Origin of the sequence: Roseobacter sp., assembly GCF_039970775.1 — a bacterium.
GTDB lineage: Bacteria > Pseudomonadota > Alphaproteobacteria > Rhodobacterales > Rhodobacteraceae > Roseobacter.
Map to the genome: position 1 here is coordinate 21,716 of NZ_JBDVLG010000019.1, position 24,293 is coordinate 46,008.

Genomic DNA, 24,293 nt, shown 5'->3' on the forward strand with positions numbered 1-24,293 from the left:
AGACCTACCAAGTCACGGGCCGGTTTTATGAGAAAAAGCCCTGATCTGCGGGCCCCCTGACACATCTGTTTGACGGCCCCGCCCGAAGCGCCTAACACTGCGACGTACTGTTGGGGTGCCCGATACCGGGCTGAGACGCGCAAGTGAACCCATTGAACCTGAACCGGTTAGGACCGGCGGAGGAAACAGGCGGATTGCGGATGCGCATATCGGTTTTTTCACCCGTCCTGACCCAAAAAAGAGCGGGACGTGGTGTTGGCATCTGCCAAATTAACACAAAGCAGGGATGTGTTTGATAGGTGCGCGGCGGCGTTGTGCTGTGGTGGTTCGCTATGACGAACGGCATGATCACGATATTGGGCGGCGGTGTTTGTGGCCTGTCGATGGCGGCAGAATGCGTCGCGCGGGGGGCCGACGTAACGGTGATAGATCCTGCGGGTGGGGTCGGCGACCACGCCTGCAGCTGGTGGGCGGGTGGCATGTTGGCACCCGAATGCGAAGGTGTGCTGACCGAAGACAACGTAGTGGCGCAGGGCCGCAAGGCCGCCCTGTGGTGGGCGGATCACGGCGCGGACGTGACGCATAAGGGCACGGTGGTTGTGGCTCTTGGTCGCGATCAGGCCGAACTATCGACATTTGCGCGCCGTGCCCCGATGGCCACATGGTTGGCGCGCGACGGCCTTGCCGATTTGGAACCGCATCTGGCCGACCAGATATCACGCGCACTGTTCATTGAAACCGAAGCCCACCTAGACCCGCGCAAAACACTGGTGGTGCTAGAACATACCCTAAAGGCCCAAGGTGTGACGTTTGCCACGCAGGCCGCGTTACAGGGGCAGGTGATCGATTGCCGCGGGCTGGCCGCGCGCGATGCATTGCCCGATCTGCGCGGGGTCAAGGGCGAGATGCTGGTGGTGCATTGCCCTGACGTGATCCTCAGCCGACCTGTGCGTCTGTTGCATCCACGGTTTCCCTTGTATGTGGTGCCGCGCGGCGACGGAGTGTTCATGCTGGGCGCGACCCAGATCGAAAGTGGTCAGCGCCATCGCGCGTCTGTGCGGTCGGTGATGGAATTGATGAACGCAGCCTACGCCTTGCACCCCGCCTTTGGCGAGGCAGAATTGATCGAAATCGGCGTCGATGCCCGCCCTGCCTTCCCCGACAATCAACCGCGCATTCGCAAATCCGGCGGCCGGATTTATGCCAATGGATTGTTCCGGCATGGGTTCTTACTGGCGCCCGCGTTGGCCCGGATGACGGCAAATCTAGTGATCGACGGAACAATCCCAGAGGTTTGGTATGAGACTGATAATTAACGGCGAAACGGTGGATAGCGCGGCGGCCACGCTGGCGGATGTGCTGGCCGAATTGGGCAAGGGGGACGCCAAGGTCGCCACATCGGTGAACGAGATGTTCGTGCCCAAACCCGCGCGCGCGGCCCATGCGTTGGATGATGGTGACCGCATCGAAATCGTCGCACCACGGCAGGGGGGCTGACATGCCGGAATTTTACGGACAACAGATCGCGTCGCGGTTGATGTTGGGCACGGCGCAATATCCGTCTCCTGCGGTGTTGGCGCAGGCGTTTGAACAATCAGGCGCGGGCATCGCCACGGTTTCGGTGCGCCGCGAGGCGGGGGGCGACCACGCGGGGCAGGATTTTTGGGCGTTGATCCAGGATTTGGGCGTGGCGGTGTTGCCCAACACGGCGGGCTGCCATTCCGCGCGCGAGGCGATTACCACCGCACAAATGGCCCGCGAATTGTTCGACACCAACTGGATCAAACTCGAAGTCATAGGACACGCAGATACGTTGCAACCCGATCCCTTCGGCTTGGTAGAGGCCGCCAGAACCTTGACCGACGATGGGTTTGAGGTCTTTCCCTATTGCACCGAAGATCTGGTGCTGTGCGACCGGTTGGTTGATGCTGGCTGCAAGGTGCTGATGCCTTGGGGCGCCCCGATCGGCACCGGTTTGGGCCTGAACAACATCTATGGTCTGCGGTCTTTGCGCGCACATTTCCCCGATATCCCGTTGGTGGTGGACGCTGGGTTGGGGCTGCCGTCACAGGCCGCCCACGCGATCGAATTGGGGTTTGACGCGGTGCTGCTCAACACTGCCGTGGCCAAAGCCGGAGACCCGGTCGCAATGGCCACAGGCTTCGCACGCGCGGTCGAGGCAGGCGCGTTGGCCGTCGCCGCAGATCCGATGGACCCCCGCGATATGGCGGCCCCCTCGACCCCCGTATTTGGAAAGGCGTTCTTGTGACATTGCACCCGTTTTACCCGATCTTTGACGACGTGGCATGGCTGCACCGGATGCTGCCCTTGGGGGTAAAACTGGTACAGCTGCGGATCAAAGACCAACCGCTGGATGTCGTGCGCGCCCAGCTGGCCGAAGCCCAGGATCTGTGTCGCGCGCATGATGCGGTGTTGGTGATCAATGATTATTGGCAACTGGCCATCGAATTGGGCTGTGACTGGCTGCATCTGGGGCAAGAAGATCTTGATACCGCCGATCTGGGGGCGATCCGGGCCGCGGGTCTAAAGCTGGGTGTATCGACCCACGACACCGCAGAACTAGAGCGCGCATTGGCACTAAACCCTGATTACGTGGCGCTGGGGCCGGTCTACCCGACGATCCTGAAAAAGATGAAATGGCACCAGCAAGGCGTTGAAAAGCTGACCGTTTGGAAAAACCGGATCGGTGATATCCCGTTGGTCGCAATCGGTGGCATGACCGTCGCGCGTGCGGGTGGTGCCTTTGCGGCCGGCGCAGATGTGGTTGCCGCCGTCACCGATATCACGCTGCACGATGACCCCGAAGGGCAGGTGCGACACTGGCTGGAGACCTGCGCATGACCAGATATGCGCGCCAGATCGCGGTCATCGGCGATGACGCGCAGGCGCAATTGCGGCGCGCGTCGGTGTTGATTATCGGCGCTGGCGGGTTGGCCGCACCGGTGCTGCAATATCTGGTGGGCGCGGGCGTGGGGCATATCAGGGTGGTGGACGCAGATGTGGTCAGCCTGTCGAACCTGCACCGCCAAACGCTATTTCGCACATCCGATATTGGGCAACCCAAGGTCGATGTGGCCGCCCGCAGCATGGCCGCGCTGAACCCCGACACCACGATTGACGCGCGAGCCATACGGTTTGACCCGGCCACAGCGCCTGCGTTGTGCCAAGGGGTTGATCTGGTGCTTGATTGCGCCGACAGTTTCGCCGCCAGTTATATCGCGTCGGATTATTGCGTGACCTCTGGGCAACCGTTGATCAGCGCCAGCGTCGTGGGCACGGACGGTTATTGCGGTGGGTTTTGTGGCGGCAAACCGGGGCTGCGTGCGGTGTTCCCTGACCTGCCCGACAGGCTTGGGTCGTGCGATGTCGACGGCGTGGTTGGCCCCAGCGTTGGCGTTGTGGGCGGCGTGCAGGCGCAGATGGCAATGGCGGTGCTTGTGGGTGACAGGGCGCCGTTGGGGCAGTTGGTCACATATGACGCGGCGGCTTTGCGGTTTGGCGGGTTTCGGTTTGATACGGCGCGCGACCCTGCGCCAAACCCCGCCTTTATCGCTCGGGATGACATCGCGGCGGATGATTTTCTGATTGATCTGCGGGTCAAGGACGAGCCGGGCCCGCAACTGCCCAATGCCACCCATCTGACAACAACCGACTTTGGGCCGGGCGGCCCACAGCCACATCACAACCAACGCGCCGTTTTGGCCTGCCGGTCGGGCCTGCGGGCTTGGACGGCGGCAGACCGGCTGTCGCAGTATTGGAACGGCGAGATCAAATTGCTCGCTTTGGGAGACTAAGGACACCATATGAAATATCTCATCACAACCGCCACGGCCGTGCTGCTGGCGACCCCGGCTATAGCCCAAGACAAGATGACCGTGCTGCTGGATTGGTTCATCAACCCCGATCACGGGCCCATTATTGTCGCAGAGCAACTCGGGTATTTCGCTGATCAAGGGCTGGAGGTCGAGATCATCCCCCCAGCAGATCCGTCCGCACCGCCCAAACTGGTGGCCGCAGGCCAAGGGGATATCGCCGTCAGCTATCAGCCAAACCAGCATTTGCACGTCGCCGAAGGGTTGCCACTGGTGCGCGTGGGGACTTTGGTCGCGACACCGCTGAGCTGTTTGCTGGTGCTCAAAGACGGGCCCATTCAACAGATTAGCCAGCTAAAGGGCGGCAAGATCGGCTTTAGCGTTGCGGGTGTCGAAGAAGCAACCCTTGGGGCGATGCTGGGGCGTCACGGTGTTGGCCTGGATGATGTGGAACTCATCAACGTGAATTTCTCGCTTGGGCCGTCTGTGATGTCGGGTCAGGTCGATGCAGTCATCGGGGCCTACCGGAATTTTGAACTGAACCAGATGGAGATCGAAGGGGTCGAGGGCCACTGTTTTTACCCCGAAGAAGAAGGCGTGCCCACCTATGACGAACTGATCTATGTGGCCAATCCAGACCGGATGGATGCAAATCAGCTGCGTCGCTTCCTGCGCGCGACCGAACTGGCGACGCAGTATATCGTCAACAACCCAGACGCGGCATGGGAGCAGTTCAAAGGCTACGCCCCCGAACTGGATGACGCGCTGAACGCTAAGGCGTGGTTTGACACATTGCCACGGTTTGCACTGCGCCCCGAAGCGTTGGACGAAGGCCGGTATACCCGGTTTGAACAATTCCTTGCCGACAGTGGTCTGATTGAGGGCACGCGTCCTGTATCGCAAATCGCCGTCGATTTGGGGGCGGAATGACCTACGGCACAGTGTTCGCAGGCTGGCGGGATGCAAGCCCCGCTTGGCCGGCCTACACCCGCCACGCATTTGTGCAGGACTTGGGGGATGGCACTCTGCCACGCGCGGCTTTCCTGCATTACCTCAAACAGGATTACGTGTTTTTGGTCCATTTCGCACGGGCGTGGGCTTTGGCCGTCACCAAGTCCGAAACCGTTGCCGAAATGCGGCTGACGGCGGCGACGGTGCACGGGTTGATCAACGAAGAAATCGCGCTGCACATCAAGACCTGCGCCGAGGCAGGTATCGACGAGGCCGCGCTTTTTGCCACCCAAGAGCGGCAAGAAAACCTCGCGTATACACGGTACGTGTTGGATGCAGGCCATTCTGGTGATCTGTTAGATCTGCTGGCCGCATTGGCGCCTTGCGTCATGGGTTACGGCGAAATCGGGACCTATTTGGCGCAGACAAAGACGTCTGACACCTATGCCGGTTGGATCGACACCTACGCAGGCGACGCGTATCAACAGGTGTGTGCCAACGTCGGCGCGTTGATCGACGGCGCCGTTGCACGACGTATCGGGGACGCGCCACAGGCCAGCCCACGGTGGGCCACGCTGTGCGCGCGGTTTGACACGGCAACCCGGCTCGAGGTTGGGTTTTGGGACATGGGGCTGGCCCCATGACACAGGCCCTACGGCTGACCGGCGATGCCACGATCAATGGCACGGCCATCTTCAAGGGGCTGGATCTGACCCTGCAACCGGGGGAATGGACCTGCCTTTTGGGGGCCAGCGGGGTTGGAAAATCCACTGTGCTGCGGTTGTTCGCAGGGCTGGGCGATGGTGTTGATTTAACGGGCCAAATGACCCATCCGGGGGGCGTGGCCTTGATGGCGCAGGATGATCTGTTGTTGCCTTGGCTGAGCGTGCTGGACAACGTGCTGATCGGTGCGCGCCTGCGCGGCGACCGGCCCGACACTGACCGCGCGCGGTCGGTTTTGGCCCGCGTCGGTCTGGCCGACCATGCCGCAAAGAAACCCCACGCATTGTCGGGGGGGCAACGCCAACGCGTGGCTTTGGCGCGCACGTTGATGGAAGACCGGGACGTTGTGTTGCTGGACGAGCCATTTTCGGCGCTGGATGCGATGACCCGTGCACAGATGCACGAATTGACCGCCGAGGTGTTGCAGACGCGGACCGTGTTGCTCGTGACCCACGACCCCGCCGAGGCCGTGCGGCTGGCACACCGTATTTTCATCATGACCCGCGCCGGGTTGGTTGATGTGCCGGTGCCTGCCGGGCAAATCCCGCGCCCCATTGAGGCCCCAGACGTGCTGCGCGCGCAGGCCGACCTTTTGAACCACCTTAGGAGCATCAGATGACTGCGACCACCTATCTTCAATCGTGTGCGGCCGATGACTGGCAGGCGGCCACCACGCACTCCTTTGTGTATGCGGTGGCGGATGGCACCATGGGCCGCGATAAAATGGCAGGATACCTACAGCAAGATTACCTGTTTGTAGAAGGGTTTGTGCGGCTTCTTGCATCCAGTGTGGCGCAGGCGCCAACCTTGGCCGATGCGGTGCCGGGCGCGCAATTTCTGGGGCTGATCTGCGATCAGGAAAACACCTATTTCCTGCGGTCATTCAAAGCGTTGAATGTCCCACAGGCACGCCACGCGGCCCCCCAAACACAAGCGTTCCAACAGTTGATGGAAGATGCGCGCCAATCCGGCCGGTACGAGATCATGTTGGCGGTTTTGGTGGTTGCGGAATGGATTTACCTCGATTGGGCGGCGCCTTTTGAGGACTGCGCAGAGGATCTGCCGTTTTGGTTGGGCGAATGGATCAACCTGCACGCAAGCCCCGGATTTGCCGGTGTTGTGACCTATTTGCGCGGGCAATTAGACGACGTCTGGGAGACGCTTGATGTCGGAGCGCGCGCTGATGTGACCACGACGTTCGCCAAAGCGGTGGCGTTGGAGCGTGCGTTTTTCGATGCCGCATGGCGTGGGTTTCCCGTGCACAGGCACCCCGGATGACAGGCTGGCGCGCGGGCCTTGCCGCCGCACTTTTGTCGGTGGCCGTGTGGCAAGTGGTGATCTGGAGCACTGGCGTCGCGCGGTTTATCTTGCCCCCACCGGGGCGGGTGATGGTGACGATATGGCAAAGCCGCGCTCTTTTGGCCGAACATGCAATGATCACTATGGCCGAGGTTCTGATCGGGTTGGTGCTTGGGGCCGCGCTGGGGTTTGTATCGGCCATTGCGCTTGCCGCATCACCAATGGCGCGCGCGCTTGTGCGCCCGATGTTGGTGTTTTCGCAGGCGATACCGGTGTTTGCGCTGGCCCCTATTCTCACGTTGTGGCTGGGGTTTGGGTTGTGGTCAAAAGTCGCGATGGCGCTGATTATCATCTACTTTCCTGTCACGTCGTCGTTTTTTGATGCGTTGATGCAGACCAACCGCGACTGGATCGGCATGGCCCGCGTGATGGGCGCGCGCGGCTGGCGGATCATGTGGCATATCCGGATCCCATCGGCACTGCCGGGCTTTGCCTCTGGCTTGCGGCTCGCGGCGGTCTATGCCCCCATCGGCGCGATCATCGGTGAATGGGTTGGTGCGTCTAAAGGGTTGGGATACCTGATGCTTTTGGCCAATGGCCGGGCCAAAACGGATCTGATGTTTGCAGCCCTGATCGTGTTGGCGGTTTTGACGGTGTTGCTGCATGCAGGCGTTCACAAGCTGTGCGAACGAGCGTCGGACCGCCCGATGACCTAACCTGCCAATACCACCCTCTTGACTGTGGTGCAGGGTACACGGGGCGCGTCGTTTTGCCGAATACAGCGCCTTTTGGCACAATTCGGTGGCGCCGCAATCTACCCATGATAAGCTTCTTGTATGATGAGAAAAATTGCACTTTGGCTGATCCGCCTGCCGCGCTTTCAAAAACGTCTGTTGCAGATTGTCACAGATGTGATCTTGCTAACGGCGAGCTTCATTGCGGCCATGGCACTGCGGCTAGATAGCTTTGAATTTATGTGGTCGCGGGATCCGTGGATCGCGATCTCGATCACGTTGCCGGTGACAATCAGCATCTTTATCCGCAGCGGGTTTTACCGGGCTGTTGTGCGGTATATCTCGTCGCGGGCGCTCAAAACGGTGTTTTGGGGGGTCTTGGCGTCCTCGGTGTTTTTGTTGGTGGCGTCCCAAGTATCGGGCCTGTTTGTGCCGCGCTCAGTGCCCGGGATCTACGCGCTCTTGGCGTTTTTTTCTGTGGGTGGGGTGCGTTTTGTGCTCCGAGAGTTGTTTTTCAGCCACCAACGCAGCGGCCGAACCCCGGTTTTGATCTACGGTGCCGGGGCTTCGGGGCGGGATCTGGCCAAGGTTTTGGGCGAGGGGCGCGAGTACACAGCGATAGGTTTTGTTGATCGCAACAAGGCGCTGCACGGCTCCGACATCATGGGCCTGCGGGTGTACCCACCTGCGCGTCTGCCACAATTGCTGGCCGATCACGGGATCGCGATTGTTATGCTGGCGTTGCCGCGGCTTATGCGGTCTGAACGCAAAGAAATTATCGACACGCTCGCGGAGTATGCTGTTCGGGTGCAAACGGTACCGGAGTTGGATGAGATCGTTGGGGGCCGAGCCCAAGTGTCCGAAATACGCGAGGTCGCCCCAGAAGACTTGCTTGGTCGCGACCCGATTGCACCGGACCAAGCCTTGATGACCCGCAACATTTCGGGAAAGGTTGTTTTGGTGACGGGTGCTGGCGGGTCAATTGGCAGTGAACTCTGCTGGCAAATCATAAGCCAACGGCCCAAAAGGCTCATCGTATTCGACGTGTCCGAGGCCGCCTTGTACCGCATCGACATGGACCTGCGTGAAGGTGGCGCGATCAATGTCACCGCTATTTTGGGGTCTGTCCGGGATCCAAACGCGGTGCAGGGTGTTTTTGAACGGTTTGGTATCGATACGGTGTATCATGCGGCGGCGTATAAACACGTACCACTGGTCGAAGAAAACTGCGCCGAAGGGTTTTTGAACAACGCAGTGGGGACGCAAACCGTCCTGAAAGCCGCACTCGCGCATGAGTGCGACGCGTTTATTCTTATATCGACAGACAAAGCCGTGCGGCCCACAAATGTGATGGGGGCCACCAAACGGATGGCCGAGCTGCTCTGTCAGGCGCATGCAGCCACCAAGCCGAAAACCTGCATATCGATGGTCCGGTTTGGCAATGTCTTGGGGTCATCCGGGTCTGTGGTGCCGCGGTTCCGTGCGCAGATCGCATCTGGGGGGCCGGTGACGGTGACGCATCCCGAGATCACGCGGTATTTTATGTCGGTGCCTGAAGCCGCGCAGTTGGTGATCCAGGCAGGGGCCATGGCGCAGGGCGGTGATGTGTTTGTTTTGGATATGGGCGCGCCTGTTCGGATACATGATCTGGCGGACCGGATGATACGGCTGTCTGGTTTGAAACCCTACGTGGCTGGGCAAGGACATGGCGATATTCAGATCGCCTATACGGAATTGCGACCCGGCGAAAAACTATACGAAGAGCTGTTGATCAATGAGACTGCGCGGTCAACGGCGCACCCGCGGATCATGACATCCCACGAAGAATTCCTGCCGATGGACGAGTTAATACCACTTGTTGAGGATATGGTTTCTCAATGTCGCGCAGGAAACCACGGCGGTCTGCAAGATTGCCTGCGGAACGCCCCTACTGGCTACCCTGCGGCGCAGACAGCGTCACCGGCCGACCCCAAAACCAAGGCCGATGCTATCTGAAACGGGGCCGCTACCTGAGGTATCACGGCAGCGTGGCGCGCCATATCGTTAACGTCAGCATGTTCCAGAGAAGAGCTGAGTGGTCGCTCTGACCGCTGAGGTGTGTGGTCCAGATCTTTTGCACCGCAGCGCGGTCCAACATTGCCCTATCGATGGCCGGAGCAAATAGCGTGTCCTGTGCCCAATCCCGCAATGGGCCACGCAGCCACCCCGCCAGTGGCACAGTGAAACCCGCCTTGGGGCGATCAACGATATCTGCAGGGACATGTTTGCGCAGGATTTCACGCAAAATCCATTTTCCCGTGCGCCCGCGTAGTTTGACATTTTGCGGCAATCGCCACGCCAGATCAACGACGTCGGTGTCCAGAAACGGCACGCGCACTTCTAGTGATGCGGCCATGCTCGCGCGGTCCACTTTGGTCAGTACGTCATCGGGCATATAGACGGTCAGGTCCAGGAACTGGGCCAACGTCACCGGGTCCACATCTGCAAGCTGCGCGGCCTGTGCGGCAACGGGGTTAATCTCGTCGGTTGGGTCGGGGCTACCTGCCAACAGGTCATAGGGTGCGGCATGAGCCGACAACAACAAACGGTGCAAATCCGTGCCGTTTCGTGCTGATAGAGCTGCGGCAGCTTTTTGCACCTTATGCGCGAATTGCACATTGTTGCCCGGCATCAAGCGACCAATCTGGGCAAAGGCTCGTTGCGGGACGTGGCCAAGCGCAGTGCCCAAAAGCCGGCCCATCCGGCTGCCTGCGCCTTTGTCCATGCGGCGGGCCCATATGTGCCGCGTGTACCCGGCAAATAGCTCGTCGCCGCCGTCCCCGGATAAAGCCACCGTCACGGAGTTTCGAGCGGCTTCAGACAACAGCACTGTTGGCAAAATCGAATAATCGCCAAAGGGTTCGCTTTGGTGCCCCAATACATCCGGGATCCGGTCCAGCAGCATCGCTGGGGTCACGCGGATTTCGGTGTGTTTGGTGCCAAGGTGGGTGGCCACTGCGCGCGCGGCGGGGGCCTCGTCATATCCTTGCTCATCAAAGCCAATCGAAAAGGTCTCGACCGGGCGGCCAGAGATCTTTTGCATCAATGATGTGATCAAAGAGGAATCGATCCCGCCCGACAGAAACGCCCCCAACGGCACGTCTGACATCATCTGACGTTCAACGGCGGTTGTCAGGCAGGCCTCGAGGTCTGTCATCAGCGCCTCTGGATCCCCTGCAACAGGGGAAGATTGCGCACTAGATACGGCTGCTCCGGCGTCCCAGAACGTTCCCAATTCAGGGGGGTGGTTTGGCCTAAGGCGCAATGTCCCACCTGGCATCAATTTATACGTATCTCGAAAGGGCGTCGCTGGGGCAGGGATATTCCCATACCGTAAGAACGCAGCAATTGCGTAGGGATCGAGGTCGGATGTTACGCCCGGTGCGTGACGGCACGCCCCGAGTTCAGAGCCAAAAGCCACACCTGATGAGGTGGCGCACCAATAAAGCGGTTTCACCCCGTGTCGGTCCCGCGCCAACATCAAAACACGGTCTTTGCGGTCCCAAACTGCAAAGGCAAAAATACCGTTCAGTCGGGGTAGAACGGCGTCAATCCCCCAATGCGCGATGGCCTCTATCAAGGTTTCGCTATCGGATTGGCCGCGAAATGCGCACCCTGCGGCGTGCAGGTCTGCGCGCAGGTCTGCGTGGTTGTAGATTTCGCCGTTGTAGCTCAGAATGTAGCGCTCTGTTTGGGATTTCATTGGTTGATGCCCGGCGGGGCTTAGATCCACAATCGCCAGTCTACGGTGGGCGAAAACCGCGTGTGTGTCGTTCCATAGGCCGTCGCTATCAGGGCCACGATGGCCCAGACCGTGTGACATTGCTGCCGCCGCGGTTAGGTCTTTTTCTGTCAGATCACCCGTGGTGGAAACGAAACCTGAAATGCCACACATATAGGTCAAATTCCTTGCCGGGTCGCGCGCCGGTATTGAGGCGGTGGGCGGCCAGGATTGACCGTGCAAGCATGCTTGCGCTTTACGTAACTTCATGTAGTTCTAGGGCAATGTCGCGGTTGCGAGCAAGGATAAATACGTGGAGAACGGGATCGTGGAGCAAAGCCTGGATCCGCAGCAAGTGTTGATATCAGACCCCGAAACCGGCCCGCGCAAGCGGTTGCTTTTTATCGTCACAGTTGACTGGTATTTTTGTTCGCACCGCTTGGCCTTGGCCAAGGCCGCGCGCGATGAAGGGTATGATGTCGCGGTGGCGTGCCGTCTGACCAAGCACGAAGATCAGATCAAGGCGGCGGGCATCCGCGTGATCCCGTTATTTTGGGATCGCGGAGGGGCTGGGCCTGTTATGCAGATACGCGCTCTGATCGGATTGGTGCAAATTTTGCGACGCGAACGTCCCGATATTTGTCACAATGTGGCATTGAAACCTGTGGTTTTCGGGAGTGCTGCCGCGCGGATTGCCGGTGTGCCGAAAATCGTGAATGCAGTTGCCGGTTTGGGGACATCTTTCATTCATGCAGGATGGCGCGCGGGGCTGTCGCGAACGGTTCTGCGGTATGCCATCCGGTGTGTTGCGAATACCAAGAACGCGCGGTTCATCTTTCAGAACGAAGACGATCTGGATAGTCTGGCAGAATTGGACGCGGTTAGCCGCAGTCGGAGCGTATTGATCCGTGGTGCGGGCATTGACCCCAAAGAATTCCCCGCCTTGCCGCCGCCCACAACCATGCCTGTGACGTTTGCGCTGGTTGCGCGGATGTTAAAAACCAAAGGGATCGAAGATGCCGTTGCCGCCAGTGCGTTGCTGTCTGAGCGCGGTGTCGCGCACCGGCTGTTGTTGTGCGGCGGCTCTGACCCGGCTGACCGGTCCAGCCTGAGCGACGAAGAGCTTGCACACATCAACGGAACCGACGCTGTGCAATGGCTGGGCCCGGTTACCGATGTGCGTAATATCTGGGCGCAAGCGGATGTTGCGTTACAACCATCGCGCGGGCGTGAAGGGCTGCCCAAATCCTTGCTTGAGGCGGCGGCTTGTGGGCGCCCCATGATCGCCACCGATGTGCCCGGTTGCCGCGAGATCGCGCGCCAAGATGTGACCGGGTTTTTAGTGCCCGAACGTACGCCCGCAGATCTGGCCGATGCCATGGAACGGCTGATACTTGATCGCGCGCTGCGTTTGCGTCTGGGCGAGGGCGCGCGCAGTGCGGTTGAGCGTGAATTTTCGTCCGAACGTGTGCACCGTGACACACTTGCAGTCTATCGGATGGCCTGATGCAACAAAGCAATGACACAAAAGCACCGACCTTGCGTATCGTCGTGACTGGCGCGACAGGGTTTGTTGGCCAACAGCTGGTACCTCGGCTAGTACGGGCGGGCGCCGAAGTGCTGCTGGTGGGACGGAACGCCGCATCAGTTCAGGCGTGCTTTGTGGGGCATCAGGTATGCGAGCCCGGCGATATCAGCACGCGCGCCAAGGGCTTTGATCTTTTGATCCACCTTGCCACACGCAACAATGACCGTCTGGGCCCCGAACAAGAATTCGAAGCCGCGAACGTCGATTTCCTGCTGCAGATCGCAAAACAGGCCGAGGCCGCTGGCGTGGGCCGGTTTGTGAATGTCTCGACGGTGCAGGCGTTGGCGGACCCCCCGCGCGGCGCATATGCCACCAGCAAACGCCGTGGTCTTGCGGCGCTCGACCGTGCGAACCTATGCATGGACATCCGCACGCACTACCTGCCACTGGTCTATGGCGACAGATTTGCGGGAAAATTGGCGTGGATGAACCGCGTGCCCGTTGCGGTGCGCCGCGCCGCATTGCCGGTTATGGCTGCACTAAAGCCGGTGCTGCATATTGATCGTCTGACGGCTGCGGTGCTGGCGGATACAGCCCCCGCAATTCTCAGTGATGGACAGTGCCGTAACCCGGTTTACAGGACTGTGCGGTGGCTGATTGACATCAGCTTTGCACTGGTGGTTTTGGGCGGGTTTTGGTGGATGTTGGCCGCCCTTTGGGTCGGTATCAAGGTGACATCACCGGGGCCGGGTATCTTTGCGCAGACGCGCGTAGGGCAGGGGGGGCGGGCGTTCACCTGCTACAAATTTCGCACGATGGCCCAAGGCACGCAGCAACTGGGCACACACGAGATCAGCGCCGCTGCCGTAACGCCGATTGGCCGGATCCTGCGGCGCAGCAAATTGGATGAACTGCCGCAAGTGGTCAATATTTTGCGCGGCGAGCTAAGCCTCATCGGGCCGCGCCCTTGCCTGCCTGTACAGACCGAACTGGTCGCGGCTCGGCATGCGCGGGGCGTTTTGGATATCCGTCCGGGTATTACCGGGCTGGCGCAGGTGGAAGGGATCGACATGAGCGACCCGCAGACGCTATCCGTACGTGATGCCGAATATGTTGCCCTGCAATCGCTGGTGCTGGACGTAGGCATCGCGTTGAAAACCGTCAAAGGCGGCGGGCGCGGTGACCGGGTGCAGATGTGACAGATGTGCCCGCGCTTTTTCTTGATCGAGATGGGGTGGTAAACACCGAAACTCACTTTTGCCACCGCGTCGCAGACTTCGACCTAAGGCCGGGGGTCTTTACGCTTGTGCGGCATGCGCACCGGGCAGGGTATCCGGTGGTCGTTGTGACAAACCAATCAGGGCTGGCCCGTGGGATCTTTACTGACGCCGATTATGCGACGTTGACCGACCATATGCGCGGGCTGTTTGCCGATGCAGGGTGCCCGTTGACGGATGTGTTGCATTGCCCGTTTCATGCGGATGCGGCGGTGGCCACGTACCGCGTCGCCAACCACCCATGGCGCAAACCCAACCCCGGCATGTTGCTAGAGGCACAGGCTCGACATGGGGTGGATTTGTCGCGGTCGGTGTTGGTAGGGGATCGCACGTCAGATATGGGCGCGGCTGCCGCAGCGGGATTGGCGGCGGCGTGTTTTGTGGGGCGCGATATGCCGGGTGACATCGCGGCACCGCGTGTTTTGGCGCAAGTCGCCGACACCCAAGCCGCCGCCGCGTGGTATGGGGCGTGGTTGGCGGACCCCTAAGGCCTTAGGTGGGGCGAGGAAATTCCTGATGGGCCGCTGCAAGGCTTGTGGGTGTGCCGATATCGCGATGATATGCGGTTGTTTCCGCGCTTTGAATGCGACCGACAAATTGAGGGATAACTTCGGTCGACAGATCCACCTCGGGTTTGCCTAATGCGGCGGTGGCGGCCAGTATTTCTGGCCCCATGATGTAGACCGCGCCATTGGCCAGATTGTCCGGTGGATTGGCGACCTTTTCGTGGAACGCTTGCACCACACCATGCGCGTCACATTCGAGGATGCCGCAACTTTGCGGGACATCCGTGCGGAAAGCCAGCATCGTCATAGCACATCCGACGGTTCGGGCGTGGTGCTGATGTTGCAACCAGCGGACATCAAGAGATGATAGATTATCGGCATGGACCAATAGAAAATCCTGACCGTCAAAGTAGCGGCGGTTTTGTAAAATGGTGCCGCCTGTGCCCAACAGAACGTCTTCGTGGACAAGATCGATACGATCGCGCCAAGGCGAGGCCTGAACATGCGCCACGACTTGATCGGGTAAATAATGGGTATTGACCAGCGCCCGGTCTATCGCGTTGGTGGCAAAAACCAGCTCAAACCAATAGTCCAGCAACGGACGACCATGGATCGGTACCAAACATTTGGGCACGCTATCGGTGATCGGCCGCAGGCGCGTCCCAAACCCGGCAGCCAGTAATAGTGCCTTCATGCAGCGCGCCTAGTTGCGGCCATAGTCGATTTCCATGACCAATTCAGTCGCGCTGAGCGGAGTGTTGCCCACCCGCGAGACCTGACACCCAGCCGCAACTGATCCCAGATAAGAACTCCGCCAGATATCTATCCCCGCACAAAGCGCCATGGTGCAGCAGGTGAAAAAGCTATCGCCCGCGCCGGCCACGTCTTTGGGGATGGTGTTGAACGCGGGCAATTGGTCTGTTTCGACGGCGGTGCCGTGCCCACCGTAAATCAGCACACCTTCGGCGCCCAAGGTGATCGCCAGATGTTCGGCCTGCGCTTTTTTGCGCAGTTCATCGGCGACGACAATCAACCCCGATTCAGGGTCTTGCAGCGCGAGACGCGCTTCTCGTTCGGTCGGTGTGACGAGGGTCATCCCGCGAAACCGCGAAATGTCAGAGACCTGAGACGATGCTTGGCTGTCGGCAGCCATCATGACATCGCGCTTGCGGGCTGCTTTGCAGATCCGGTCAACAACAGTCTGCGGCAGGCACCCATAGTTGAAGTCAGAAAACAACAAAAGATCGGTTTCACCCAGCTTGGCCACGACCGCATCAACCAGTTTGTCCGCCAGATCGCTGCTTACCGACAGTTGGCGCAGGTGGTTGACACGCAACAAGGTCTTACCGTTGGCGCGGAACCGTTGTTTGTTGGTGGTTGGGCGGGTGCTGTCGGGGAACATGCAGGCCTCAACACCCATCTTATCTAGTTCTTGGGTGGCAAATCCGGCAGCGTCATCCTGCCCGCAGATTGTCACGTAGGACACATCGCCACCCATGCCGCGTGCATGTGCGGCCACAATGCCCGCACCGCCCACAAAGGTGCTTTGTTCGATCGGAGAGACAACAATTGTGGGGTCTTCTTGCGACATGCCCAAAGCTTCGCAGTTGATATAGGTGTCTACGATCAGATCGCCGATTACCAGAACCCGCAGGCCAGCCAGCTGGGTCACGGCAGATTTTAGATCGCGCATCCCAAAGCCACGTCGGGCCGGGAAATCCCGCGGCTTGTTGATCGATGAGAAACCTGTTTCGATATATTCGCGCCGCAACAGGTCAAGTGACGAGAATTTCACATCCCCCGATCCAAAAACCAGCTTGCCCCCAAATTCAGCCAGAACAGAGGTCTCTGGGTTGGGCCTCTCTTTGTATTCGATGCCCTTGACCATCACATTCGGGCGTAATTCGCGCAGCAACGCGGTCACGTCGCCCTCCATGATAAACGCTTCGTCGACCAAGTTCATCGCCTGCAAGGCTTCCAACCGCATCGCCGCTGGGACTGATATATCGGTATCACTATCGGGGCTGATACCGACGACCAGAAGGTCACCCTGTTCGGCGGCGAATTTTAGCAACCTCACGTGGCCGGGATGAACAATATTGAACTTCCCCTGCACAAAAACCACCGTTTTGCTATCAACGCGCGCAGTTTCTTCTATCTGGGATATAGAAGTTATGATGTCTTGCAGGGTCATCTTATCAATCCCTAAATATTTGTTTTTCCAATTTAAAATTATCAAAGCCGGGTTGAGGCGCTGAAATCTTGTGAGGTCAATCTTGCATGTTGCGTCGGGACCACAGAGTTGAAACTATGCGTACACTCGCTCAATAGTTGTCAGGGTTCAATCGTGCTTTCTAAGAAATCCAACGTACTGGCCACCGATGAGGCGGATCTTTCCATCGTCATCCCAAATTACAACCATGGCAACACCGTTGCAAATGCTGTGCGTGCAGCTGCCGCGCAACGCCCCCGGCCGCGCGAAATTTTGGTGATTGATGATGGATCGACGGACAATAGCCGCGATGTGCTAGAGGCACTGGCCCAGCAAGAGCCACGCTTGAGGGTCATATACCTTGCGCAAAACGGGGGCGTTGTGGGGGCCAACAACACGGGGTTGCAAGAAGCGCGCAGTAGGTTTGTCAACTTTGGCGCCGCCGATGATGTCATGCGTCCGGGTCTTGTCGCTGCAGCCATACCTCTTTTGGAGCGCGCGCCTGACATCGCATTTGCCTCTGGCGAGGCGATGGTGGTTGATATCGAAACGGGCAGCCAATCCATGCGCCCGCCGGTATTGCCGTCTTATACATCGGCCCTGTTTGATCCTGATCACGTCATGGGGCTTTTCCGGCGCGCAGATAATTGGATCCTCCCCGGAACGGCTATTTTTCGGCGTGATATGCTATTGCAAGCTGGGGGATTTGACCCGGCGCTTGCGTCTTTTGCCGATGGGTACGTCGTGCGCCATCTGGCTTTCGCGCATGGCTGCGCGTTTTTTAGGCACTGTGGCGTTGAGTGGCGGGTCGTGTCGTCTGGCCTATCGCGCAGTGTGGCACAAAACCCAGTCCAATCCGAGGCCTTGTTGGAGGCCGTGCTGGAGCGCATGAAGGCGGACCCAGTGTTCCCCGCTGCGTATCTTGATCTGTTTGCGCAAAGGTGGAGATTTGCATGTGCGCGGCTGCGCGTTTCGGATCAGGGATCTGTCCTGAAAGTGCTGAGCCTTGTGTTTCTCACAATCAAATATAGGCCTGTGTCCATGATGGGGCTGTTCAAGACGATTGTGCACCGCAAGCTACGCCCCATGGTGTGACAGCGTGGGTGCCATGACAAACAGCACATTAAACATGCCTAAATGTTAATCGCGGCGGCCACACGCGGTAAGGATGGTTAATGCAATCTTGGCGTGCGCTGTGTTGTCTGATATCCGGATAGCGGGATGGTGGTCTGTTGTGACGCATGACGGGCAGCGGTGATTGGAGAAGCTCACGCGTATGGAAAACCTCAATGCGGTTGCAGATCCGCTCGCTACGGTAGGCGAGGCGTTGAGATTGGGCGTTGTCATATGTTCGGTCGGGCGCCCTGATTGCGTGCGCGCGTTGATCCCGTCGTTGGCCGGGCAAACCCGCCCCGCCGACAAGGTGCTGTTCGTGGTGACCTGCCCGGAGGACCTTGATTTTGACCCCGCCCCGATGTTTCCGCCGGCAACGTCTGTAGAAGTCCTGATTGCGCCAAAAGGATTACCATCGCAGCGAAATTTCGGGTTGGACGCCCTTGCGGGTCATGTCGACACAGTGGTGTTTTTTGATGATGATTTCGTGCCGTCGCGAACGGCCCTTGCGGGGATAGAGGCCGCCTTTGGGCAGATGCCTGATGTCAGTGGCTTGACCGGCCGGGTTATTGCGGATGGCATCAATGGCGCGGGCTTCACCATGCCAGAAGCCACCGCCAAGGTCGCCGATTGGGACGCTGCGCATGCGGGCCCTGTCGTCGCCCCGCGTGTATTGGGCGCCGATTTGGTTGGGCTTTACGGGTGCAACATGGCCTTTCGTATGTCTGCGGTCGGCGATACCCGATTTGACGACAGCTTGCCGCTATATGCGTGGCTGGAAGATATCGACTTTGCCGCGCGTGTGCCGGGCCGAATGGTCAAAACCGATGCGTTTTCCGGCGTTCACTGCGGTGTCAAATTCGGACGCGAAAGCGCCGGGCGGCGGCTGGGGTATAGCCAGGTCGTCAACCCGTGGTATTTGTGGCGCAAGGGCAGCGTCCCGGCGGCCTTGGCGGCCAAACTGGTGTTTCGCAACGTCGCCGCCAACCACGCCAAATCATTTTTCCCCGAACCTTGGGTCGACCGTCTGGCCCGTGCATCGGGCAACCGGCTTGCGGTTTTGGAAATCCTTAAGGGCTCCGCGACGCCGGGCCGTATTATAAACCTGTGACTTTTGATGCTGTGGATTGAAACATGACTGCTCTCGTATTGGACGCGCCCAACGGGCCAACCCCACCGGCCGCCCGCAAGGACCTTTGCCCGAACCTGTTCGTGATTGGGGCGTCGAAATCGGGGTCAAGCGCGTTGCATGCCTATCTAAAACCGCACCCCGACATCCAGATGAGCACCGAAAAAGAGCCGTGTTTTTTCGTGGACCAGCCCGAACTAGAGGCCGCGTGGCCGATTATGGCGCGGCAGGCCTGTAGCCACGACTGGGACGCCTATCTTGACCTTTGGCCCGGCGGTGATACGGCGCGGTATCGCGGCGAGGGCAGCGTGTTTTATTCGCAAAGCCCGCACCGCAGTGGGGTTGCCGCACGTATTGCGGCCGCCTGCCCCGATGCGCGGATCATCTATACCGTGCGCGAACCGGTCCGCCGTGCGATCGGCCACTATTGGCAGCGGCACAAAGAATTCGCAGAACCTTTGCCATTGTCGCGCGCTGTTCGCGAGAACGCTTTATACCGCGATACATCTGATTATGCGCTTCAACTGAGCGAATATCTTGCGCATTTTGACCAAAGCCAAATCCATGTGGTGGTTGCCGAAGACATGCGCCGCGACCGTAGGAACGTTTTGGCGGGGGTGTTTGATTGGTTAGATCTCGCACCCTACGCGCACGCCGATACCGAACTGACCGACCGCCACACCTCGGCCCCCACCAGCCGTAAGGAACGGTTCCCGTTTGTGCGCGCTTTGCGTGATTCGTCGTCTTGGGCGAAAACGCGCCAATACCTCCCCAAAAGCCTTGTTGCGGCGGCGCGATCTGCTGCGACCGTGAAATTTGATAAATCGGATATCGATGAGCAAGACGCGCGCGACTGGTTGGAAACGTATTTGAATCCGCGCGTTGAGGCGTTTGAAAGCCTTATTGGGCGGAAAATAGAGGCTTGGCGCGTCGGCGGATAGTCGCCTATCAATAGGCACACCCAAGCATTATCTTTATTCATAGTTAACAACGAATTAAGGTATCATGGTGTAAAAATATATTTTTCACAGGCGAATTTTTGCTTAGCATCAATACTTTAAGTTGAATACATAAGACCAGTGGAGACCGGGTGCATGCGTTTCGACGCGCGCAATTTTAACCGGGATTTGCTTCTACTTTTTTGAAAATTGAAGGGATATGACGAATGCCAATCAACGCAGATATCACAGGAACAGACGACGGCGAAACCATTTCAGGTAGCGCCGCGGGCGAAGTTGTTGATGCCGGGGGCGGTCTTGACACTGTCTTGGCCGACGACGGCGCCGACACGATTTTTGCTGGTGCAAATCGCGACAAAGTCTGGGGTGAAGAAGGCGAAGACGAGCTATACGGGAACGGTGGTAACGACCGCATTTATGGCGGCGACGACAATGACCGCATTATCGGCGGTGGCGATGACGATGTGCTCTATGGTGATACGCCGCATGACAACAACGACAACGAGGGTTTCTCGGACACGTTCGTCTTTGGTGACAATGACGGGAACGACAAAATCTTGGATTTCGAAAGCGGGATCGACTTCATCGAATTTACCGATGGGGGTTCGGTTGCTGATCTGACGTTCGAGCACAAAGGCGAAGACACGACGATCATCACCTACGGTGACACTGTGATCACAGTCTTTGATGCGCATCTTGATGCGTCGTCGGCCGAGTTTATTTTTGTCTAACTAAGACATAGCTACGACCACACGACTTGAGGCCGCCGTCAGGCGGCTTCTTTTATGGCGCGGGGTGCGTCACAACAGCGGTTCCAGCACAGACCAAAGCCGGTCTCCCGCATTGTCCCACGTGATCGACCGGGCTGTTGCCGACCCACGGGCGCTGCGGTTTGCTGCGGCGCCGTCATCTGACACCAAACGCCCGATTTCGCGGGCCCATGCTTCGGTGTCTTCGGGGTTGGCGTAGGCCGCGCCATCACCGCACACTTCGGGCATAGCGCCTGCTGAGGCTGCAACAACAGGGCATCCGCAAAACATGGCCTCGATCGGGGGCAGGCCGAACCCTTCGGTTTGGGACGGAAACGCAAAGACACGTGCGGCTTCGTAGCACGCGCGCAATTCGCCGTCTGATATAAACCCGGTGAAAACAGTATTCTCTGGTGGTGTCCATCCTGCGTCCCGGTAGGCCGCTTCATCCGGGCCGCCTGCCACGATCAGCCGCGGGGCGGCGGGGCCAAGCGCCTTCATTGCCTCAAACACCCGGCGGATGTTTTTGTAGCCCTTGCGGGACCCCAAGGTCATCACAAAACTGCCCGGTGACACCCCCAACCGCTGCAAAATCGATGGGTCAGCCGGGACCGACAGGATGTGGTCGGCGCCATTGTGAACAACATCGATCTTATCGCGGGTCGCGATGCGGTGTTCGGCCAGCGATTGGCGTGAGAATTCAGAAACAGTAAACACGCGCCGTGCCGCCCGCCCGATGATCGGCAGCAGCGCACGGTAGGCCAACGCCTGAGCGCCGGAATAGTCGCGCGGGTACAGATAGGTTTGTGCATCATGGATCATAACCGCCGAGTTGCGGTGCAAAACGGGGCCAAGGTTGCAAAAATTCACCAATACGGCCCCGCGCGCGATCCGCGGCAGGGTGAAGGCTTCCCATCCTTGGCCTGTCCCAAAGGCGCCGGGCACCACCTGCGGCACCAGCAATGGAAAGGCGGGATCAGGCGCGGTGTGTTTGGGCGCGACCAATCGCACGTCATGTCCGCCCGCGCGTTCCATCAGCGCGGTGGCGTAATGCGCGGCGGTGCGGTGCACCCCGTTGAGACCTGCGCCCAGGAATTTGCCATTGATGACGATCTTGGTCATGCCACGCCCGCCGCCTGTTGTGCGGCGCGGTGCAGTGCGGCGTCTGGGGCGTAGTATTGCGCGATGAACGCTTCGACGTCGGCGCCAAAATCAACGGTATCATAGCCTTGCGACGCATTGCTGAACATCGCGCTGCCGATCCAATAGGGATGTAGGGCCTGCTTGATAGGGCGGGGCAGCAAGGTGCGCCCCAGCATCCGCGCGGCGGGCTGTACAACCCGTGCCCATTTGCGCGGTTGTCGCCGGATGTGGCCATGCGTAACCTCGATGCGCAGATCTGCGGTGGTCTCAAGCCAGTGCTCCAACGCGGTCAACTGTTCGAGCGGGAACAGGTTGGGCACAAACCGCGTACCGTCGATTTCGACATAGTCGATTTGCCGGGCGAAATGAATGTATTCGATGTCGGCAAAGACGTCGCGCGCATCCAACCAATCGCAAATCGCGCGCGCCTCTTGGGCCACTTCGGGGTCATCGGCACGGATGGCGCCTGCGTCTTTGAACTCTTTCATCCGTTGCATCACTGCCGAAATAAACCGGTCCCGTGGGTTCCGCGTGACGGCGAAGGGTTTGCACGCTGTCATGGCGTCCCATGTTTTGGGCATATGCGATTGCAACAGCGCCAAAGGCAAATGCGCGGGGTGGATCCGACCCAACGCGGGGTGTTCAAACCCCCGGCTGCGTTCTGTCACGCGCATCGCTTCGGCCGGGTCGAGCCCGAGATCCGCGGCAATTGGTGCAAAATCGCTGCCACCGCCGTCTTGCAGGGCGGCACGGATGCTCATCCCTGCGCATTTGGGAATGTGGACAAAGAAAACACCGTGGTCTGGCAGGTATTTCATGGCAGGCCCTTCTGGCTCATTTTGAAAAAATACGAAGCGAAAATACTTTTACGGCGCGGCCAACGCCCAATGTGGGCAAGCTGAGCAACACCGCCCAACCCAGCCCGACCGCCAGGGTCGCAGGCGCGCCAAGGTTAACAAACCCTGCGATCACCGGCCAACTGAACCCAAGCACACAGCCATAGCCCCCCACCACAGCCCCCGCCACGCACATTGCGCGCAGGGTGCCCGCAACGCCAACATTGGCCTCGCGCTGCATCAGGCGGATCGCCCAAAGGGTCGAGGCCGCCGTGACGCCTGCCTGGCTCCAGGCCAATACGCCCAAGCCATAGGGGGCGGCCAAAACCACCGAAATCACCGTGATCACGGCCCAGATAAGGTTGAACCGCATGATCTGCCCGGTGCGGTCTTGCGTGGCCAGAACGGGCTCCAAGATCATCGGGCCGATGGCTACCACCCCGCGCACGGCCATTGCATAGGTCACCACGGCAGCGGCCAAATAGGCGGGATTAAACAGGGTCGCGACAATGTGTTCGGCAAAGACCACAATAACCGCCGCGACACCGCCCGTGAGCAACACAGTGCCCCCAATGAAACGTTCCGCCGCTGGGCCAAGCGGGTCGCCCCGCCGCCCCTTTGCCGCGATTTGGGTCAAGGCAAAGCTGCGCATGGGCTGCGCGATGATATCAATTGCCCCGGTCGCGATCCGGTTGCCGAACCGGTAGAGCCCTGCTTCGGCGGTCGAAAAGGTGATGCCAAGGATCAGGTCACCCGCGTAGCGCGACAAAAACGTCAAAAACCGCGACCCGTAAAGACCCCCTGAAAAATTCGTGGCCGTGCGCGCGATGGTGCGGTTAAATTGCAGGCCGGGGCGCGTGCGCGTCCCCACCAGATACAACAGCAACCCGCTAAAGACCCGCACATACCGAAACGCAACCAACGCATAAAGCGATTGCCATAGGCCTAATAAAATAACGCCCAACACCAGCGCCAACAGGTTTTGGATAAACATGATGGTAAAATGCGTTGTCATCTTTTCGTGCCGCAATAAAACGGCGGAAAACCACGCGCTGGCCCCGGCAAAAGGTTGTGCCGCAGCCAGCCAGATCAACACCGCATGAAGTTCAGGCGCATCAAACGCCCACGCGATAGGCCCCGCCGCCGCCGCCAACAGAACCGCCGCCCCCGACGCAAGGCCACAGATCATCCAAAAGCTGGTCGACAGCAGTGCTGTTTCGTCGTCCTTTGATGTGACGATGTGGTGGTAAAATCCGGTGTAGGTCATGGTCTGGATCAAGGTCACAAACACGACGCCCAAACTATAGACACCGTATTCGGCGGGCAGCAAAAACCGTGCGGCCAGCAATGTGATCACCAGCGTCGAGATTTGTTGCAAAGACCGCGCCGTAAACGCAAATGCAGCCAACGCACCACGCTTGCGCCGCCCGGTGTTTGCCGGGTTGCCCAATTCGTTATCGCTCACCGTTTACCCCCAGCGGAAAACATCTTGGCTCTTTTCATAATTCCGTTGAAGAGTTACAAAAAACAAGCACCGGTTG

General features: G+C 59.2%; 24 protein-coding genes and 1 riboswitch. Of the genes, 18 read left to right on the forward strand and 6 right to left on the reverse strand.

The features are described 5' to 3' along the window. Nucleotides 1–101 precede the first annotated feature (101 nt). Nucleotides 102–202: riboswitch (TPP riboswitch) on the forward strand. A gap of 142 nt (nucleotides 203–344) precedes the next feature. From ABJH13_RS03480 to ABJH13_RS03530, 11 genes are all read left to right on the forward strand, one after another. Continuing rightward, the gene (locus ABJH13_RS03480) at nucleotides 345–1,316 is read left to right on the forward strand and encodes an FAD-dependent oxidoreductase (protein WP_348404827.1); all 972 of its coding nucleotides are present in this window, start codon (nucleotides 345–347) and stop codon (nucleotides 1,314–1,316) included. After that, complete coding sequence (gene thiS, locus ABJH13_RS03485; protein WP_348404828.1) at nucleotides 1,300–1,497, forward strand: sulfur carrier protein ThiS; 198 nt, start codon at nucleotides 1,300–1,302, stop codon at nucleotides 1,495–1,497. Before ABJH13_RS03480 ends, thiS begins: the two co-directional genes overlap by 17 nt. 1 nt (nucleotide 1,498) lies before the next feature. Beyond that, nucleotides 1,499–2,269, forward strand: a complete 771-nt coding sequence (locus ABJH13_RS03490) for a thiazole synthase (RefSeq protein WP_348404829.1) — start codon at nucleotides 1,499–1,501, stop codon at nucleotides 2,267–2,269. After that, nucleotides 2,266–2,862 (forward strand): thiamine phosphate synthase, encoded by a 597-nt coding sequence (locus ABJH13_RS03495; protein WP_348404830.1) that lies wholly within the window; start codon nucleotides 2,266–2,268, stop codon nucleotides 2,860–2,862. The genes ABJH13_RS03490 and ABJH13_RS03495 overlap by 4 nt, the downstream gene beginning before the upstream one ends. Then, nucleotides 2,859–3,815, forward strand: a complete 957-nt coding sequence (locus tag ABJH13_RS03500) for a ThiF family adenylyltransferase (protein ID WP_348404831.1) — start codon at nucleotides 2,859–2,861, stop codon at nucleotides 3,813–3,815. Before ABJH13_RS03495 ends, ABJH13_RS03500 begins: the two co-directional genes overlap by 4 nt. 9 nt (nucleotides 3,816–3,824) lie before the next feature. Further along, complete coding sequence (locus ABJH13_RS03505; protein ID WP_348404832.1) at nucleotides 3,825–4,763, forward strand: ABC transporter substrate-binding protein; 939 nt, start codon at nucleotides 3,825–3,827, stop codon at nucleotides 4,761–4,763. Further along, nucleotides 4,760–5,428, forward strand: a complete 669-nt coding sequence (tenA, locus tag ABJH13_RS03510; RefSeq protein ID WP_348404833.1) for a thiaminase II — start codon at nucleotides 4,760–4,762, stop codon at nucleotides 5,426–5,428. Before ABJH13_RS03505 ends, tenA begins: the two co-directional genes overlap by 4 nt. Beyond that, on the forward strand, nucleotides 5,425–6,126 hold the full coding sequence (locus ABJH13_RS03515) for an ABC transporter ATP-binding protein (protein WP_348404834.1): 702 nt from the start codon (nucleotides 5,425–5,427) through the stop codon (nucleotides 6,124–6,126). Before tenA ends, ABJH13_RS03515 begins: the two co-directional genes overlap by 4 nt. Then, the gene (locus ABJH13_RS03520) at nucleotides 6,123–6,785 is read left to right on the forward strand and encodes a TenA family protein (RefSeq protein ID WP_348404835.1); all 663 of its coding nucleotides are present in this window, start codon (nucleotides 6,123–6,125) and stop codon (nucleotides 6,783–6,785) included. Before ABJH13_RS03515 ends, ABJH13_RS03520 begins: the two co-directional genes overlap by 4 nt. Continuing rightward, nucleotides 6,782–7,522 (forward strand): ABC transporter permease, encoded by a 741-nt coding sequence (locus ABJH13_RS03525; protein WP_348404836.1) that lies wholly within the window; start codon nucleotides 6,782–6,784, stop codon nucleotides 7,520–7,522. Before ABJH13_RS03520 ends, ABJH13_RS03525 begins: the two co-directional genes overlap by 4 nt. Before the next feature lie 120 nt (nucleotides 7,523–7,642). Further along, nucleotides 7,643–9,535: a nucleoside-diphosphate sugar epimerase/dehydratase gene (locus ABJH13_RS03530; protein ID WP_348404837.1), complete on the forward strand. Its 1,893-nt coding sequence runs from the start codon at nucleotides 7,643–7,645 to the stop codon at nucleotides 9,533–9,535. Between the two features lie 22 nt (nucleotides 9,536–9,557). On the opposite strand, the gene asnB is transcribed toward ABJH13_RS03530, so the two are convergent. Continuing rightward, nucleotides 9,558–11,474, reverse strand: coding sequence for an asparagine synthase (glutamine-hydrolyzing) (asnB, locus tag ABJH13_RS03535; RefSeq protein ID WP_348404838.1), 1,917 nt, complete (start codon nucleotides 11,472–11,474; stop codon nucleotides 9,558–9,560). Nucleotides 11,475–11,613: 139 nt separating this feature from the next. Between asnB and ABJH13_RS03540 the strand changes: the two genes are divergently transcribed. Genes ABJH13_RS03540 through ABJH13_RS03550 form a run of 3 tightly spaced genes read left to right on the forward strand, consistent with a single transcriptional unit; the run spans nucleotide 11,614 to nucleotide 14,593 of the window. Next, nucleotides 11,614–12,807, forward strand: a complete 1,194-nt coding sequence (locus ABJH13_RS03540; protein WP_348404839.1) for a glycosyltransferase family 4 protein — start codon at nucleotides 11,614–11,616, stop codon at nucleotides 12,805–12,807. After that, nucleotides 12,807–14,027, forward strand: coding sequence for a hybrid nucleoside-diphosphate sugar epimerase/sugar transferase (locus tag ABJH13_RS03545; RefSeq protein ID WP_348404840.1), 1,221 nt, complete (start codon nucleotides 12,807–12,809; stop codon nucleotides 14,025–14,027). Before ABJH13_RS03540 ends, ABJH13_RS03545 begins: the two co-directional genes overlap by 1 nt. Continuing rightward, nucleotides 14,024–14,593, forward strand: a complete 570-nt coding sequence (locus ABJH13_RS03550) for an HAD family hydrolase (protein WP_348404841.1) — start codon at nucleotides 14,024–14,026, stop codon at nucleotides 14,591–14,593. The genes ABJH13_RS03545 and ABJH13_RS03550 overlap by 4 nt, the downstream gene beginning before the upstream one ends. 4 nt (nucleotides 14,594–14,597) lie before the next feature. On the opposite strand, the gene ABJH13_RS03555 is transcribed toward ABJH13_RS03550, so the two are convergent. After that, entirely contained in the window at nucleotides 14,598–15,305 is a 708-nt protein-coding gene (locus ABJH13_RS03555) for a nucleotidyltransferase family protein (RefSeq protein WP_348404842.1), read from the reverse strand. A 9-nt stretch (nucleotides 15,306–15,314) separates the two neighbouring features. Further along, complete coding sequence (locus ABJH13_RS03560) at nucleotides 15,315–16,805, reverse strand: PfkB family carbohydrate kinase (RefSeq protein WP_348404843.1); 1,491 nt, start codon at nucleotides 16,803–16,805, stop codon at nucleotides 15,315–15,317. A 153-nt stretch (nucleotides 16,806–16,958) separates the two neighbouring features. Between ABJH13_RS03560 and ABJH13_RS03565 the strand changes: the two genes are divergently transcribed. The 4 genes from ABJH13_RS03565 (at nucleotide 16,959) to ABJH13_RS03580 (ending at nucleotide 20,755) form a co-directional block, all read left to right on the forward strand. Then, entirely contained in the window at nucleotides 16,959–17,918 is a 960-nt protein-coding gene (locus ABJH13_RS03565) for a glycosyltransferase family 2 protein (RefSeq protein ID WP_348404844.1), read from the forward strand. A 163-nt stretch (nucleotides 17,919–18,081) separates the two neighbouring features. After that, complete coding sequence (locus tag ABJH13_RS03570) at nucleotides 18,082–19,047, forward strand: family 2 glycosyl transferase (RefSeq protein ID WP_348404845.1); 966 nt, start codon at nucleotides 18,082–18,084, stop codon at nucleotides 19,045–19,047. Nucleotides 19,048–19,070: 23 nt separating this feature from the next. Then, on the forward strand, nucleotides 19,071–20,006 hold the full coding sequence (locus tag ABJH13_RS03575; RefSeq protein WP_348404846.1) for a sulfotransferase: 936 nt from the start codon (nucleotides 19,071–19,073) through the stop codon (nucleotides 20,004–20,006). Nucleotides 20,007–20,230: 224 nt separating this feature from the next. After that, nucleotides 20,231–20,755 (forward strand): hypothetical protein, encoded by a 525-nt coding sequence (locus tag ABJH13_RS03580; RefSeq protein ID WP_348404847.1) that lies wholly within the window; start codon nucleotides 20,231–20,233, stop codon nucleotides 20,753–20,755. 69 nt (nucleotides 20,756–20,824) lie between these two features. On the opposite strand, the gene ABJH13_RS03585 is transcribed toward ABJH13_RS03580, so the two are convergent. From ABJH13_RS03585 to ABJH13_RS03595, 3 genes are read right to left on the reverse strand one after another with little or no spacing between them, the layout of a single operon-like run. Continuing rightward, the gene (locus ABJH13_RS03585; RefSeq protein WP_348404848.1) at nucleotides 20,825–21,895 is read right to left on the reverse strand and encodes a glycosyltransferase family 1 protein; all 1,071 of its coding nucleotides are present in this window, start codon (nucleotides 21,893–21,895) and stop codon (nucleotides 20,825–20,827) included. Next, complete coding sequence (locus ABJH13_RS03590; protein WP_348404849.1) at nucleotides 21,892–22,734, reverse strand: hypothetical protein; 843 nt, start codon at nucleotides 22,732–22,734, stop codon at nucleotides 21,892–21,894. The genes ABJH13_RS03585 and ABJH13_RS03590 overlap by 4 nt, the downstream gene beginning before the upstream one ends. A gap of 16 nt (nucleotides 22,735–22,750) precedes the next feature. Then, a complete protein-coding gene (locus ABJH13_RS03595; RefSeq protein ID WP_348404850.1) occupies nucleotides 22,751–24,217 on the reverse strand; it encodes an oligosaccharide flippase family protein in 1,467 nt (488 codons plus the stop codon). Between the last annotated feature and the right edge of the window lie 76 nt (nucleotides 24,218–24,293).